Annotated in this window: 12 protein-coding genes and 1 pseudogene; 4 read left to right on the forward strand and 9 right to left on the reverse strand. The window is 63.9% G+C overall.

Annotated elements, in window-relative coordinates:
* Positions 1 to 10: 10 nt before the first annotated feature.
* The 4 genes and pseudogenes from IPJ87_09275 to IPJ87_09290 all read left to right on the forward strand — a co-directional run bounded on the left by IPJ87_09275 (position 11) and on the right by IPJ87_09290 (position 4,005).
* A pseudogene (locus tag IPJ87_09275) lies at positions 11 to 262 on the forward strand (DUF4160 domain-containing protein).
* Between the two features lie 12 nt (positions 263 to 274).
* A complete protein-coding gene (locus tag IPJ87_09280) occupies positions 275 to 523 on the forward strand; it encodes a DUF2442 domain-containing protein (GenBank protein MBK7942052.1) in 249 nt (82 codons plus the stop codon).
* A gap of 373 nt (positions 524 to 896) precedes the next feature.
* Positions 897 to 1,688 carry an ABC transporter substrate-binding protein gene (locus IPJ87_09285; protein MBK7942053.1) on the forward strand — a complete coding sequence of 264 codons (792 nt, stop codon included), beginning with the start codon at positions 897 to 899 and terminating at the stop codon, positions 1,686 to 1,688.
* Positions 1,689 to 1,725: 37 nt separating this feature from the next.
* Positions 1,726 to 4,005, forward strand: a complete 2,280-nt coding sequence (locus IPJ87_09290; protein ID MBK7942054.1) for a patatin-like phospholipase family protein — start codon at positions 1,726 to 1,728, stop codon at positions 4,003 to 4,005.
* 43 nt (positions 4,006 to 4,048) lie between these two features.
* On the opposite strand, the gene IPJ87_09295 is transcribed toward IPJ87_09290, so the two are convergent.
* From IPJ87_09295 to secE, 9 genes are all read right to left on the reverse strand, one after another.
* Positions 4,049 to 4,369 carry a DUF3467 domain-containing protein gene (locus IPJ87_09295; GenBank protein MBK7942055.1) on the reverse strand — a complete coding sequence of 107 codons (321 nt, stop codon included), beginning with the start codon at positions 4,367 to 4,369 and terminating at the stop codon, positions 4,049 to 4,051.
* Between the two features lie 93 nt (positions 4,370 to 4,462).
* On the reverse strand, positions 4,463 to 8,758 hold the full coding sequence (gene rpoC, locus IPJ87_09300; GenBank protein ID MBK7942056.1) for a DNA-directed RNA polymerase subunit beta': 4,296 nt from the start codon (positions 8,756 to 8,758) through the stop codon (positions 4,463 to 4,465).
* Between the two features lie 47 nt (positions 8,759 to 8,805).
* On the reverse strand, positions 8,806 to 12,627 hold the full coding sequence (gene rpoB, locus IPJ87_09305) for a DNA-directed RNA polymerase subunit beta (protein MBK7942057.1): 3,822 nt from the start codon (positions 12,625 to 12,627) through the stop codon (positions 8,806 to 8,808).
* A 173-nt stretch (positions 12,628 to 12,800) separates the two neighbouring features.
* Complete coding sequence (gene rplL, locus IPJ87_09310; GenBank protein MBK7942058.1) at positions 12,801 to 13,181, reverse strand: 50S ribosomal protein L7/L12; 381 nt, start codon at positions 13,179 to 13,181, stop codon at positions 12,801 to 12,803.
* Positions 13,182 to 13,271: 90 nt separating this feature from the next.
* The gene (locus IPJ87_09315; protein MBK7942059.1) at positions 13,272 to 13,802 is read right to left on the reverse strand and encodes a 50S ribosomal protein L10; all 531 of its coding nucleotides are present in this window, start codon (positions 13,800 to 13,802) and stop codon (positions 13,272 to 13,274) included.
* Between the two features lie 19 nt (positions 13,803 to 13,821).
* The gene (locus IPJ87_09320) at positions 13,822 to 14,514 is read right to left on the reverse strand and encodes a 50S ribosomal protein L1 (GenBank protein ID MBK7942060.1); all 693 of its coding nucleotides are present in this window, start codon (positions 14,512 to 14,514) and stop codon (positions 13,822 to 13,824) included.
* Between the two features lie 4 nt (positions 14,515 to 14,518).
* Positions 14,519 to 14,965, reverse strand: a complete 447-nt coding sequence (gene rplK / locus IPJ87_09325; GenBank protein ID MBK7942061.1) for a 50S ribosomal protein L11 — start codon at positions 14,963 to 14,965, stop codon at positions 14,519 to 14,521.
* Between the two features lie 113 nt (positions 14,966 to 15,078).
* Positions 15,079 to 15,636, reverse strand: coding sequence for a transcription termination/antitermination factor NusG (gene nusG, locus IPJ87_09330; GenBank protein ID MBK7942062.1), 558 nt, complete (start codon positions 15,634 to 15,636; stop codon positions 15,079 to 15,081).
* Positions 15,637 to 15,638: 2 nt separating this feature from the next.
* A complete protein-coding gene (secE, locus tag IPJ87_09335; protein ID MBK7942063.1) occupies positions 15,639 to 15,866 on the reverse strand; it encodes a preprotein translocase subunit SecE in 228 nt (75 codons plus the stop codon).
* Positions 15,867 to 15,875: the final 9 nt, after the last annotated feature.

Genomic DNA, 15,875 nt, shown 5'->3' on the forward strand with positions numbered 1-15,875 from the left:
CCTCGGGATCATGCCTGAACTCTGCCGCTTCTATGGGATCATCATCCGGATGTAATTCATGGACCACAACCCGCCGCACTTTCATGCGGAATACCAAGGCCAATGCGCAGAATTCGACATCAGAACCCTTGAACTGATCGCCGGATCCTTGCCTGGTAGGGCGCACGCGCTTGTACTCGAGTGGGCATCCTACACCGCACGGAACTGCTGGCCAACTGGAACCGTGCTGTGGAGGGCGAGCTTCCTTCACCGATCGATCCACTAGCTAAGTGTCATGAACACGGTCGTCAAGGTCATTCCACTAGCCGCGAACCGGCTCATCCTGACCTTCGCGGATGGCTTCCAAGCGGAGGTCGACCTACAGCCTTTGCTCACCAAAGGCATCGCTTTGCAGGTCGCCGCTCCCGACCTCTTCGCACAAGTGGCCACCGAGCCGGGCGGTGGCATTTCCTGGCCGAACGGGTTCGACCTGTGTCCGGAATTCCTACGGGAACTGGCCGAGAAGCGGCAGGCAGCGGCATGATCAGCCACGCATCCGGTGAGCAGACGAGCGCCGGGTTGAGGCGAAGCACGGGAGAATGAAAATGAGAGCACGATATCCAGCTGCGGGTCTTCTGGTCATCTCGTTCGTTGCTTTCATCGGCTGGGCCTATTCGAATCTGGCTTTGGTCAACGTCGGGCTTGACCTGAAGTACTTGGAGTCCGCAACAGAGATCCTTTTGGGGCGTCAAGCAGAATGGATGATCATCCGATCAAGGACCGGCTGGGTTTCCCTTGGCTCAGCGACCGTGCTCTCCGTTCTGCTCGCTTATCGGTGGTTCTTCGTTCCGAGCAAAGGGTGAGTTGGGCGATCGCCCCATCATCTGATCATCTCATGATCTGATCTTCTGAACCTGATGCGCACCGTCACCGACCAGATGCGCCGCACCCTCCAGGTGACCGAACGGCCGGAACGCATCATTTCCCTGGTCCCCTCGCAGACCGAGCTGCTGCACGACCTGGGCCTGGGCGAACGCGTGGTGGGCATCACCAAGTTCTGCATCCACCCGGAGGCCTGGTTCCGCGGCAAGGCGCGCGTCGGCGGCACCAAGCAGGTGGACCTCGACAAGGTGCGCGACTTGAGACCCGACCTGATCATCGGCAACAAGGAGGAGAACGCACAGGCCGACATCGAAGCGCTCGAACGCGAGTTCCCGGTGTGGATGAGCGATGTGCGCGAGCTGGACGGGGCCCTGGACATGATCCGGCGCGTGGGCGCGCTCACCGGCACCACCAGCAAGGCCGAAGCGCTCGCGACCGGGATCGGGCACGCCTTCGCCACGTTGCAGCCGCTCACCCCTCCCCTTTCGGCCGCGTACCTCATCTGGCACGAGCCCATGATGGTGGCCGGCAACGACACCTTCGTGAACGACATGCTCGCGCGCGGCGGCCTCACCAACGCCTTCGCCCACCGCACAGAGCGCTATCCGCAGGTCTCCCCCGCCGAGCTCGCCGCCGCCGACCCGGACGTGATCCTGCTCTCCTCGGAACCCTTCCCCTTCGCTGAAAAGCACATCCAGCCCTACAACATGCTCTGCCCCGGCACCCCGGTGCATCTGGTGGACGGCGAACTCTTCAGCTGGTACGGCAGCCGGTTGCTGAAGGCTCCGGCCTACTTCAGCGGACTGAGAGCCGGATGGATGGCCTGATGGCCGGGAGGCCCCGGCCTACTTTTGCGCATCGCCCATGCGCCTTCGCGGACTTCTCCTCGCTCTGCTGCTGCTTCCCCTCGGGAGCCCGGCCCAGACCGTGGGCGTGGTGCTCAGCGGCGGCGGGGCGTCGGCCATGACGCACATCGGGGTGCTCATGGCGCTGGAGGACCATGGCATCCCCATCGACCGCATCACGGGCAGCAGCATGGGGGCCTTGGTGGGCGCCATGTACGCCGCAGGGTATTCGCCGCACGAGATCGACAGCCTGTTCCGGACGGACCAGTTCCGCACCATGGCCGAGGGCCGCGTGGAGGACCGCTACACCTACTTCTTCAAGCACGACCAGCCCGATGCCTCGGTGATCAATGTGAAGATCGACCTGGACACCCTGCTTCAGACCTCCCTGCCCACCAACCTGCGAAGCCCCGTGCTGATCGACTTCGAGCAGATGCGCGGCTTCGCCGGTGCCGGGGCCGCCAGCGGCTACGACATGGACAGCCTGTTCGTGCCCTTCCGCTGCGTGGCCAGCGACATCACGGCGCAGCGTGCGGTGCTGTTCAGGCGGGGAGATCTGGCCCAGGCAGTGCGCGCCAGCATGAGCTACCCGTTCTACTTCAAGCCCATCCGGGTGGACGGGCACCTGATGATGGACGGCGGCCTGTACAACAACTTCCCCAGCGACGTGATGTACGAAGAGTTCCTGCCCGATGTGATCATCGGCAGCAACGTGGCCAGCAACTCCGCACCACCCACCGAGGACGACCTGCTGAGCCAGCTGAAGGCCATGCTCCAGGAGCCCACGGACTATTCGGTGCGGTGCGACTACGGGCTCATCATCGAGCCGCGCACCAACACGGGCCTGTTCGATTTCAGCAGGATCGGCCCCACGATCGAGGAAGGCTACGCGGCCGCCATGGAGTGGATGCCGGAGATCGAGGCGCTGATCCCCAGGCGGGTGGCCCAGGCTGAGGTGGCCGCACGAAGGGCGGCCTTCCGGGCAAGGTGGCCCGCGCTTCGCTTTGGAGGCCTGGAGGTCACGGGCCTGCGCAAGGGACAGACGAGGTATGTGGAACGGATGCTCACCGATCGGGACAGTACGATCGCCATGCGGCGGTTCAAGAGCCTCTATTTCCGCCTGCACGATGACGACAACATCGGCCGCCTCTTCCCCATCGCCCGCTACGTGCCGGAACGGGGTGATTTCGACCTGCGCGTCGACGTGCGCGCCGAGAAGGACCTGCACGCCCGGTTCGGCGGCATGTTCTCCTCGCGTCCGATCAACACGGGCATGGTGGGGCTGCGATACAACCTGTTCGGTCGCTGGAGCTCCTCCTTGCAGGCGTTATCGTGGTTCGGCAAGTTCTACGCGGCCGGCCAGGTGCGCCTTCGGGCCGACCTGCCCACGGCGGCGCCCATCTACCTGGAGCCGCTGTTCACCATCCACCGCATGGACCACTTCCGGAGCTTCGCCACCTTCTTCGACGAGGTGCGCCCGTCCTTCCTGGTGCTGCGGGAGACCTGGGGCGGGTTGAACGCCGGCGTCGGCCTGGGGAACAAGGGCCGGCTGCGCTTCGATGTCAAGTACGGGCAGACACGCGACAGCTACTACCAGCAGCTCGACTTCAGCCCCACGGACACGGCCGATGTGACCGAACTCGTGCACTGGACGGGCGGCTTCATCGTGGAGCGCAATTCCCTGAACCGCAAGCAGCACGCCAACGCCGGTGATCAGTTGAAGTTCGAGGCGCGCTACGTCACCGGCCAGGAGCGCACCGAGCCCGGCAGCACGAACGCCCAGCGGGACCTGGTGCGCGACCAGCACGACTGGTTCTTCCTGAAGGCGACGCTGGACAAGTACTTCCTGGAGCGCGGTGTGTTCCGGTTCGGCGCGTTGGCGGAGGCGCTCTACAGCAACTACCCCTTCTTCGCCAACTACACGGCCACCGTGATGCGGGCGCCGGTGTTCCAGCCCACACCGGAGAGCCGCACCTATTTCCTGGAGAACTTCCGCGCGCAGCAGTACATCGCCGGCGGGGTGCGCACCATCATCGCCGTGTCGCGCAACAGGTTCGACCTGCGCTTGGAGGGCTACGTGTTCCAGCCCTACCGGGCGATCCTGCGCGCGGCCGACGACGAGCCGGAGGCGGGATTGGCGGTGAGCGACCGGGCCTATCTGGCCTCCGGCTCGCTGATCTATCAAAGCCCGGTGGGGCCCATCTGGTTCAACACGAGCTACATCGACGGCCTGCCCGAGCCCTGGGCCTTCAGCCTCAACTTCGGCTACGTCATCTTCGCCCAGCGCAGCTGGGAATGACAAGGCCCCGTCACCGGGGCCTCGTTCATCAGGGTGGTCGGTCTCAGGCCTGTGCCGTGGGCCCGCCGAAGTTCATCGGCACCTCGGGCATCTCGGTCTCGCGGATCGCACCGTGCACCTGCTCGTACTTCTGCACGTTGTCCGCCAGGGCGCGCATGAGGCGTTTGGCGTGCTGGGGGGTCAGCAGGATGCGGGCGCGCACCTTGGCCTTCGGCACCCCGGGCATCACGCGCACGAAATCGAGCACGAACTCCGAGTTGCTGTGGGTGATGATGGCCAGGTTGCTGTACACGCCATCGGCCACCTCCTCGCTGATCTCGATGTTCAGTTGGTTGGGTCGGGGTTGGTCTTTCTGGTCGGCCATGGTCAGGCTTGTTCGAGTGGCGAACGGCGAGTGTCGAGTGCCGAACTATCAACGGCACTCGCCACTCGCCTGCTCAATACGCGCCACTCATGTTCACTCGTCGATCTCCTGGGCGGCCAGGTTGTCGGCCATCATGCGGGCGTACTCCTCCTTGTTGTACACGGTGACCTCCTGGAAGCGGCGGGTACCGGTACCGGCGGGAATGAGATGGCCGACGATGACGTTCTCCTTGAGGCCGTTGAGGTTGTCCTCCTTGGCGTTCACGGCGGCCTCGTTCAGCACCTTGGTGGTCTCCTGGAAGGAGGCGGCGCTGATGAAGCTCTCCGTCTGCAGGCTGGCGCGTGTGATGCCCTGGAGCAGCGTGCGGGCCGTGGCCGGGCGGGCGGCGCGGGCCTCCACCGGCCTCTGGTCCTTGCGCTTCAGCACACTGTTCTCATCGCGCAGCTTGCGCATGGTCACCATCTGGCCCTCCTTCATGGTGGTGCTTTCTCCGGCGTCGGTCACCACCATCTTGTCGAACAGGTCGTCGTTCTCTCCCATGAACTCGGTCTTGTTCACGGCCTGTTTCTCCAGGAAGCGGGTGTCGCCGGGGTCCTCGATCTCCACCTTCCGCATCATCTGGCGCACGATCACCTCGAAGTGCTTGTCGTTGATCTTCACGCCCTGCATGCGGTACACCTCCTGCACCTCGTCCACCAGGTACTCCTGCACGCGGGTGGGGCCCTGGATGTCCAGGATGTCGGTGGGGCTGATGGAGCCGTCGCTCAGGGGCTGTCCCGCCTTCACGAAGTCGTTCTCCTGCACCAGGATGTGCTTGCTCAACGGCACGAGGTAGTACTTGTGTTCGCCGGTGCGGCTCTCCACGATGATCTCGCGATTGCCGCGCTTGATCTTGCCGTAGGAGATGATGCCGTCGATCTCGCTGACGATGGCCGGGTTGCTGGGGTTGCGGGCCTCGAAGAGCTCCGTCACGCGCGGCAGACCGCCGGTGATGTCACCGCCCTTGCCGCTGGTGCGGGGGATCTTCACCAGCACGTCGCCGGCCTCGATCTTCTGTCCGTCCTCCACGATGATGTGGGCGCCCACCGGCAGGCTGTAGCTCTTCAGCTCCTCCTTGCCCTTGGGATCCATGATGCGGATCGTCGGGTTCTTCTTCTTGTCGCGGCTCTCCACGATCACCTTCTCGGTGAAGCCGGTCTGCTCGTCGATCTCCTCCCGGTAGGTCACGCTCTCCTCGATGCTCTCGAAGGACAGGCTTCCGGCCAGTTCGGAGATGATGACCGCGTTGTACGGGTCCCAGGTGCAGATCACGTCGCCCTTCTTCACCTTGCCGGCCTTGCCGTACAGGTAGGCGCCGTAGGGCACGTTGCTGGTGGTGAGCACGATGCCCGTGTTGCTGTCCACGATGCGCATCTCGGTGCTGCGGCTGATGACCACCTCGGCGTTCTCGCCTTTGCGGTCCTTCTTCTTCACGGTGCGCAGCTCGTCGATCTCCAGGATGCCGTCGTACTTGGCCGTGATCTGGCTCTCCTCGGTGATCTTGCCGGCCACACCGCCCACGTGGAAGGTGCGCAGGGTGAGCTGGGTGCCGGGTTCGCCGATGGACTGCGCGGCGATGACGCCCACGGCCTCGCCCATCTGCACCTTGCGGCCGGTGGCCAGGTTGCGGCCGTAGCACTTGCCGCACACGCCCTGCTTCTGTTCGCAGGTGAGCACGCTGCGGATCTCGACCTCCTCGATGGGGCTGGCCCCGATGGCGGCGGCGATGTCCTCGTTGATCTGCTCACCACTGGCCACCAGCAGTTCGCCGGTCTGCGGATGATGGATGTCGTGCACCGCGGTGCGACCCAGGATGCGGTCGTGCAGGCTCTCCACCACCTCCTCGTTCTTCTTCAGGGCGGTGGCCACCAGACCGCGGAGCGTGCCGCAGTCCTCGGTGGTGATCACCACGTCCTGAGCCACGTCCACCAGACGGCGTGTGAGGTATCCGGCGTCGGCGGTCTTCAGCGCGGTATCGGCCAGGCCCTTGCGGGCACCGTGGGTGCTGATGAAGTACTCCAGGATGGACAGGCCCTCCTTGAAGTTGGACAGGATGGGGTTCTCGATGATGTCCTGACCGCCGCCGCCGCCGCTCTTCTGGGGCTTGGCCATCAGGCCGCGCATGCCGCTCAGCTGGCGGATCTGCTCCTTCGAGCCGCGGGCGCCGCTGTCCATCATCATGTAGATGGAGTTGAAGCCCTGCTTGTCGCTCTTGATGCGCTCCATGAGGCTGAACGTCACCTTCGAGTTGGTGTGCGTCCAGATGTCGATCGTCTGGTTGTACCGCTCGTTGTTGGTGATGAGGCCCATGTTGTAGTTGTTGGTCACCTCGTCCACCTCCTTCTGGGCGGCGCCGACCAGCTTGTCCTTCTCATCGGGCACCACCACGTCCATCAGGTTGAAGGACAGGCCGCCTTTGAAGGCGCTCATGAAGCCCAGCTCCTTGATGTCGTCGAGGAACTGCGCCGCCTTGGCGGTGCCGCACTCCTTCAGCACCAGGCCGATGATGTCGCGCAGCGCCTTCTTGGTCAGCAGTTCGTTGATGAAGCCCACTTCGTCGGGCACCACCTCGTTGAAGAGCACGCGGCCGCAGGTGGTCTCGATCATGCGGGAGGTGCCCGTCTTGGGATCGGTCCAGCGCACCTTGATCCAGCTGTGCAGGTCCACCTGGCCCTCGTTGTAGGCGATGATGAGCTCCTCGGGGCTGTAGAAGCTCCGGCCCTCGCCCTTCATCGCGCGCTCCTTGTCGCTCTTGCGGCCCTTGGTGATGTAGTACAGGCCGAGCACCATGTCCTGGCTGGGCACCGCGATGGGCGCGCCGTTGGCCGGGTTCAGGATGTTGTGGCTGGCCAGCATCAGCAACTGGGCCTCCAGGATGGCGGCATGACCCAGGGGCACATGCACGGCCATCTGGTCACCGTCGAAGTCGGCGTTGAACGCGGTACACACCAAGGGGTGCAGCTGGATCGCCTTGCCTTCGATCAGCTTCGGCTGGAAGGCCTGGATACCGAGGCGGTGCAGCGTTGGTGCGCGGTTCAGCAGCACCGGGTGCCCCTTCAGCACGTTCTCCAGGATGTCCCACACCACGGGCTCCTTCTTGTCCACGATCTTCTTCGCGCTCTTCACCGTCTTCACGATCCCCCGCTCGATGAGCTTGCGGATGATGAAGGGCTTGAAGAGCTCGGCCGCCATGTCCTTGGGAAGGCCGCACTCGTGCAGCTTCAGCTCGGGGCCCACCACGATCACGGAACGGGCGCTGTAGTCCACGCGCTTTCCGAGCAGGTTCTGGCGGAAGCGGCCCTGCTTGCCCTTGAGCGAGTCGCTCAGGGACTTCAGCGGGCGGTTGCTCTCGCTCTTCACGGCGCTGCTCTTGCGGCTGTTGTCGAAGAGGCTGTCCACGGCCTCCTGCAGCATGCGCTTCTCGTTGCGCAGGATCACCTCGGGCGCCTTGATCTCGATGAGGCGCTTGAGGCGGTTGTTGCGGATGATCACGCGGCGGTACAGGTCGTTCAGGTCGGAGGTGGCGAAACGGCCGCCGTCCAAGGGCACCAGGGGGCGCAGCTCGGGCGGGATCACAGGCACCACCTTCACGATCATCCACTCGGGCTTGTTCTCGCGGCGGCTGTTGGCGTCGCGGAAGGCCTCCACCACGTTGAGGCGCTTGAGGGCCTCGTTCTTGCGCTGCTGGCTGGTCTCGGTGTTGGCCTTGTGGCGCAGGTCGTAGCTCAGGCTGTCGAGGTCGAGGCGTTTGAGCAGTTCCTGCAGCGCATCGGCACCCATGCGGGCGATGAACTTGTTGGGGTCGGCATCATCGAGGTACTGGTTCTCCTTGCCCAATTGGTCGAGGATGTCCAGGTACTCCTCCTCGGTGAGGAAGTCGAGGTACTGCACGGGGTTGCCCTCCTTGTTCTTGGCCAGACCGGCCTGCACCACCACGTAGCGTTCGTAGTAGATGATCTGGTCGAGCTTCTTGGTGGGCAGGCCCAGCAGATAGCCGATCTTGTTGGGCAGGCTGCGGAAGTACCAGATGTGGGCCACGGGCACCACGAGCTGGATGTGGCCCATGCGCTCGCGGCGCACCTTCTTCTCGGTGACCTCCACGCCGCAGCGGTCGCACACGATCCCCTTGTAGCGGATGCGCTTGTACTTGCCGCAGTGGCATTCGAAATCCTTCACCGGACCGAAGATGCGCTCGCAGAACAGGCCGTCGCGCTCGGGCTTGTACGTGCGGTAGTTGATCGTTTCGGGCTTGATCACCTCCCCATGGCTGCGCTCCAGGATCAGCTCGGGGCTGGCGAGGCTGATGACGATCTTGTTGAAGTTGCTGTTGAGCTTGACCTCCTTCTTCATGGTTGACTAGGCAAGGCGTTCGACGTTGGGTGACCGCATGGCGCTCTTCATTCGAGCGACACGTTGAGCGCGAGGCCGCGCAGTTCGTGAAGCAGCACGTTGAAGGACTCGGGGATGCCCGGTGTGGGCAGGGGTTCGCCCTTCACGATGCTCTCGTAGGCCTTGGCACGGCCCACCACGTCGTCGCTCTTCACGGTGAGGATCTCCTGCAGGATGTTGCTGGCGCCGAAGGCCTCCAGGGCCCACACCTCCATCTCGCCGAAGCGCTGGCCGCCGAACTGGGCCTTGCCGCCCAACGGCTGCTGGGTGATCAGGCTGTAGGGGCCGATGGAACGGGCGTGCATCTTGTCGTCCACCATGTGGGCGAGCTTGATCATGTAGATCACGCCCACGGTGGCCGGCTGGTCGAACCGATGCCCGGTGCCGCCGTCGTGCAGGTAGGTGCGTCCGAAACGGGGCACGCTGGCCTCGTCGGTCTGCGCGTGGATCTCGTCCAGCGTGGCGCCGTCGAAGATCGGTGTGGCGTACTTGCGGCCCAGCCTCAGACCGGCCCAGCCCAGCACCGTCTCGTAGATCTGCCCCAGGTTCATGCGGCTCGGCACGCCCAGCGGGTTCAGTACGATGTCCACCGGTGTCCCGTCCTCCAGATAGGGCATGTCGGCGTCGCGCACGATGCGGGCCACGATGCCCTTGTTGCCGTGGCGGCCGGCCATCTTGTCGCCGATCGCCAGCTTGCGCTTGGCGGCCACGTACACCTTGGCCAGCTTCACGATGCCTGCGGGCAGCTCGTCGCCGATGCTCACCTGGAACTTCTTGCGCTTGTAGACGCCACTGACGTCGTTGTGCTTGATGTTGTAGTTGTGGATGAGCTGGCGCACCAGTTCGTTGACCTTCTTATCGGCCGTCCAGTTCGTGGGGTCCACCGTGATGAAATCGATGGCCTGCAGCACCTTGGGGGTGAACTTGACGCCCTTCTTGATCTGCTCCTCCTTGTACTTGTTGTACACGCCGTTGGAGGCCTGGCCGTTGAGCAGCTGCATCATCTTGTCGATGAGCACGTTCTTCAGCTCGCCCAGCTCCTTCTCGTAGTCCTTGTCGATGGCCTCCAGGACGGACTTCTCGTTGGTCTTGCCCTTCTTGTCCTTGATGGCGCGGCTGAAGAGCTTCTTGTCGATGACCACGCCCTTGGTGCTGGGGGGCGCCTTCAGCGAGGCGTCCTTCACATCGCCGGCCTTGTCGCCGAAGATGGCGCGCAGCAGCTTCTCCTCGGGGCTGGGGTCGGTCTCGCCCTTCGGCGTGATCTTGCCGATGAGGATGTCGCCCTCGTTGATCTCCGCACCGATGCGGATCAGGCCGTTCTCGTCGAGGTCCTTGGTGGCCTCCTCGCTCACGTTCGGGATGTCGGCCGTCAGTTCCTCCAGGCCGCGCTTGGTGTCGCGCACCTCCATGATGTACTCATCGATGTGGATGGAGGTGAAGATGTCCTCGCGGGCCACGCGCTCGCTGATCACGATGGCGTCCTCGAAGTTGTAGCCCTTCCAGGGCATGAAGGCCACCCGCAGGTTGCGGCCGATGGCCAGCTCGCCGTCCTGCGTGGCATAGCCCTCGCACAGGGTCTGCCCGTAGGTGACCTTCTCGCCCTTGCGCACGATGGGGCGCAGGTTGATGCAGGTGCTCTGGTTGGTCTTCAGGAACTTGGTGAGCTTGTACTCCTTCTCGTCGCCGTGGAAGGTCACGATGCGGTCCTCCTCGGTGCGCTTGTACTCGATGACGATGCGGTCGCTGTCGACGTACTTCACCACGCCCTCGCCCTCGGCGGTGAGCAGCACACGGCTGTCGCGGGCCACCAATTCCTCCAGGCCGGTTCCCACGATGGGGCTCTCGGGCCGCAGCAGCGGCACGGCCTGGCGCATCATGTTGGAGCCCATCAGCGCGCGGTTGGCGTCGTTGTGCTCCAGGAAGGGGATCAGGCTGGCGGCGATGGAGGCGATCTGGTTGGGCGCCACGTCCATCAGGTTGATCTCCTTGGGCGCCACCACGGGGAAGTCGCCCATCAGGCGGGCCTTCACGCGGTTGCTGTTGAACACGCCCTCGGTGGTCACCTGGGCGTTGGCCTGGGCGATCATCTTGTTGTCCTCCTCCTCGGCGCTGAGGTAGACCGGCACGGCCTTCAGGTCCACCTTGCCCTCCACCACCGGTCGGTAGGGGGTTTCGATGAAGCCCAGGCTGTTGATCTTGCTGTACACGCAGAGGCTGCTGATCAGACCGATGTTCGGTCCCTCAGGCGTTTCGATGGTGCACAGGCGCCCGTAGTGGGTGTAGTGCACGTCGCGCACCTCGAAGCCGGCGCGCTCGCGGCTCAGACCGCCGGGGCCCAGGGCGCTCATGCGGCGCTTGTGGGTGATCTCGGCCAGCGGGTTGGTCTGGTCCATGAACTGGCTCAGCTGGTTCGTTCCGAAGAACGAATTGATCACCGAGCTCAGGGTCTTGGCGTTGATCAGGTCGGTGGGCGTGAACACCTCGTTGTCGCGCACGTTCATGCGCTCGCGGATGGTGCGGGCCATGCGGGCCAGGCCCACGCCGAACTGGGCGTGCAGCTGCTCGCCCACGGTGCGCACGCGGCGGTTGCTCAGGTGGTCGATGTCGTCCACATCGGCCTTGGAGTTCACCAGCTCGATCAGGTAGCGGATGATGCTGATGATGTCCTCCTTGGTGAGCACACGCACGCTGAGCTCGCTCTCCAAGCCCAGCTTCTTGTTGATGCGGTAGCGGCCCACCTCGCCGAGGTCGTAGCGCTGCTCGCTGAAGAACAGCTTGTCGATCACCCCGCGGGCGGTCTCCAGATCGGGCGGCTCGGCGTTGCGCAGCTGGCGGTAGATCACCTCCACGGCCTCCTTTTCGGAGTTGGAGGTGTCTTTCTGCAGGGTGTTGTAGATCAGGGCGTAGTCGGCGGCGTTCACCCCGGCCTTGTGCAGGATGATGGTCTTGGCGCCGCTCTCCATGATCTCCTCCACGTGCTGCTCCTCCAGGATGGTCTCGCGGTCGATGAGCACCTCGTTGCGCTCGATGCTCACCACCTCGCCGGTGTCCTCGTCCACGAAATCCTCCACCCAGGTCTTCAGCACGCGGGCGGCCAGTTTGCGGCCCACGGCCTCCTTCATGGCGGCCTTGGTCACCTTCACCTCGTCGGCCAGGCCGAAGATGTTGAGGATGTCCTTGTCGCTCTCGAACCCGATGGCCCGCAGCAGCGTGGTCACGGGCAGCTTCTTCTTTCGGTCGATGTAAGCGTACATCACCCCGTTGATGTCCGTGGCGAACTCGATCCACGAGCCCTTGAAGGGGATTACGCGGGCGCTGTACAGCTTGGTGCCGTTGGCGTGGCGGCTCTGGCCGAAGAACACGCCGGGGCTGCGGTGCAGCTGGCTCACCACCACGCGCTCGGCGCCGTTCACCACGAAGCTGCCGCGCGGGGTCATGTAGGGGATCTGGCCCAGGTAGACATCCTGCACGATGGTCTCGAAGTCCTCGTGCTCGGGGTCGGTGCAGTAGAGCTTCAACTTGGCCTTCAGGGGCACGCTGTAGGTGAGGCCCCGTTCGATGCACTCATCGATGCTGTAGCGCGGGGGATCGATGAAGTAATCGAGGAACTCCAGCACGAACTGGTTGCGCGTGTCGGTGATCGGGAAGTTCTCCGAGAACACCTTGAAGAGGCCCTCGCTGACCCGGTTCTCCGGGAGGGTCTCGATCTGGAAGAACTCCTCGAAGCTCTTGAGCTGGATCTCGAGGAAGTCGGGATACGGGGTCGGCAGGGGGTTCGAGCCGAAGTCGATGCGCTTGCTCTTCTTGCTGATGGTCTTCGCCTGGGCCATGGGTTGCGATCGGGGAAAGGGAACGGGAAGGGACCGGGAACTTCGGGTGCGGCCGGGCGCCGGGCGCCGGGCATGCACATCAGGGCGGGGAACGACGTGCGACCACGACGCATCCGATCAGGCCCCGCAAGGGGTCTGTCCGGAGCGCCGTGGTCGTTTCGTCGTCAGGGGCTTTACTTGACCTCGACCTCTGCGCCGGCCTCCGTCAGTTGCTGCTTAACGGACTCGGCCTCCTCCTTGGAGACGCCCTCCTTCAGCGGCTTGGGAGCGCCGTCCACCAGGTCCTTGGCCTCCTTCAGGCCGAGGCCCGAAAGCTCCTTCACCAGCTTCACCACGGCCAGCTTGTTCTGGCCGCCGGACTTCAGGATCACGTCGAAGCTGGTCTTGGCCGGAGCGGCTTCGCCACCACCGGCGGCGGCGCCACCGGCGGCCACGGCCACGGCTGCGGCGGCGGGCTCGATCTTGTACTCGTCCTTCAGGTACTGGGCCAGGTCGTTCACCTCCTTCACGGTGAGGCTCACGAGCTGATCGCCCAGGGATTTGATGTCTGCCATTGTTCGGGGTTGTTACTTGTTGTTCGGGGAAGCGGACTGTGCGTAACGCGTTCGTGGGGGCGACGGTCGGGTCGCCCTCGTGGTCTGTTGTCAAGCGGCGCGCTCCTGCAGGGCCTTCACCAGGCCGGCGACCTTCTGGCCACCGGAGGCCTGGAGGCCGCCAAGCACGTTCTTGATCGGGCTTTGGAGCAGCGCGATGATGTCACCGATGAGCTCCTCCTTGCCTTTGAGCTTGGCCAGCACGGCCACCTGGTCGTCGCCGATGAAGACGGCCTCATCGATCCAGGCGCTCTTCAGCACGGGCTTCTTGTGGCTCTTGCGGAAGTCCTGGATCACCTTCGCCGGGGTGTTGCCCTTGTCGGCGAACAGGATCGAGGTCTGTCCCTTGAGCGAGCCCAGCAGGCCGCTGTAGTCGCGGCCCTCGACGCGCTCCATCGCCTTCTGCAGAAGGGTGTTCTTCACCACTTTCATGCGGATGCCGCTCTTGTGGCAGGCGCGGCGCAGGTTGCTGGTGGCCTCGGCCGTCAGCTCGCTGGTGTCGGCCAGGTACAGCACGTTGGTCGCCTTGATCTCCTCGACCAGTACGGCGATCGCCTGGTCCTTTTCGGTACGGGTTGCCATGGTTCTCGGGGATCTGGGGTTACTGCACGGTACGGGTGTCCACCTTGACGCCCGGGCTCATCGTGCTGCTGATGGCGATGCTCTTGATGTATGCGCCCTTCGCGGTGCTGGGCTTCAGCTTGATCAGGGTCTGGATCAGCTCGTGGGCGTTCTCGCTCAGCTTCTGGGCGTCGAACGAGGCCTTTCCGATCACCGCGTGGATGATGCCGGCCTTGTCCACCTTGAAGTCGATCTTGCCCGCCTTCACCTCCTTCACGGCCTTGGCCACGTCCATGGTCACCGTGCCGGTCTTGGGGTTGGGCATCAGGCCGCGGGGACCGAGCACACGGCCCAGCGCACCCACCTTGGCCATCACGTTGGGCGTGCAGATGATCACGTCCACATCCGTCCAGCCGCCCTTGATCTTCTCGACGAACTCGTCGAGGCCGGCCATGTCGGCGCCGGCCGCGGTGGCCTCCTCGCACTTGGCGGGGTCGGCCAGCACCAGCACGCGCACGTCGCGGCCCGTCCCGTGGGGAAGGCTCACCGTGCCGCGCACCATCTCGGTGCTCTTCTTGGGGTCCACCCCGAGGCGCACGGCGATGTCCACCGTGGCGTCGAACTTGGTGGTGCTGATCTGCTTGACGATGGACGCGGCATCCTTGAGCTCATAGCTCTTGGTGGCGTCGTATTTGGCCATCGCGGCCTTGCGTTTCTTGGTCAGGGTCGCCATGGCATCAAGCGTTCTCAAAGGGGTTCGTACCGGTCACCGTCACGCCCATGCTGCGGGCCGTTCCGGCCACCATGCTCATGGCGCTCTTCAGCGTGAAGCAGTTCAGGTCGGGCATCTTGTCCTCGGCGATGACCTTCACCTGGTCCCACGTGATGCTGCCCACCTTCTTGGTGTGGGGCACCCCGCTGCCGCCCTTGATCTTGGCCTGCTCGATGATCTGCACGGCCGCCGGCGGCGTCTTGATGACGAAGTCGAAGCTCTTGTCGCTGTACACGGTGATCACCACGGGCAGCACCTTGCCGGCCTTGTCCTGCGTGCGCGCATTGAACTGCTTGCAGAACTCCATGATGTTCACGCCCTTGGCGCCGAGCGCCGGGCCGATGGGGGGCGAGGGGTTCGCCGCCCCTCCTTTCACCTGGAGCTTGATCAGCCCCGATACTTCCTTGGCCATTGTTCTGGGTTTGTGTCCTGCTGGCGTCCGTCTTTCGGCGGACTCGGACGGGTTGTTCTCTTGCTTCTTCTATCGTGATGACGGGGCGATCCGATGGGTCGCCCTTCCGATGTTCAGACCTCTTTTTCCACTTGCATGAAGCTCAGTTCGAGCGGGGTCTTCCTTCCGAAGATCTTCACCATCACCTTGAGCTTCTTCTTCTCCTCGTTGATCTCCTCGATCACGCCGTTGAAGCCGTTGAAGGGACCGTCGATCACCTTCACGCCCTCGCCCACGTGGTAGGGGTTGTGAATGGCCTCCTCGGTCTCGGCCAGTTCGTCCACGGTGCCCAGGATGCGGTTCACCTCGCTTTGGCGAAGGGGCACCGGATCGCCGCCCTTCTCGGCCCCGAGGAAGCCGATCACGTCCGGCAGGTTCTTGATGCTGTGGGCGATCTCGCCGGTGAGGTCGGCCTCCATCAGCACGTAGCCGGGGAAGAAGTTGCGCTCCTTGCTCACCTTCTTGCCGTCGCGGATCTGGTAGAACTTCTCGGTGGGGATGAGGACCTGGGTGATGTACGTGCCCATGTTCGAGCGCTTCACTTCGCTCTCGATGCGCTCCTTCACCTTCTTCTCCTTCCCGGAGATGGCGCGGATGACATACCACTTGCGGTTGGCGGTCGCTACGGCCATGGTCAGCTCATCAGTTTGTAGATGAAACCGAGGATCCCCTTCCAGAAGGAGGTGTTGGTCATGTTGTGCACGCCGAACACGTAGTCCATCACGAACACCACCAGGCTGATGATGAGCGCGGTGACGAGCACGACGATGGCGCTGCCCTGCAGCTCCTTCCAGGTGGGCCAGGAGACCTTGTTGACGAGCTCGTTGTAGCTCTCGCTCAGGTATGTCTTGAAGCTTGCCACGTTGATCGC

The organism is Flavobacteriales bacterium, assembly GCA_016713875.1.
In the GTDB taxonomy this organism is placed as follows: Bacteria; Bacteroidota; Bacteroidia; order Flavobacteriales_F; family PHOS-HE28; genus PHOS-HE28.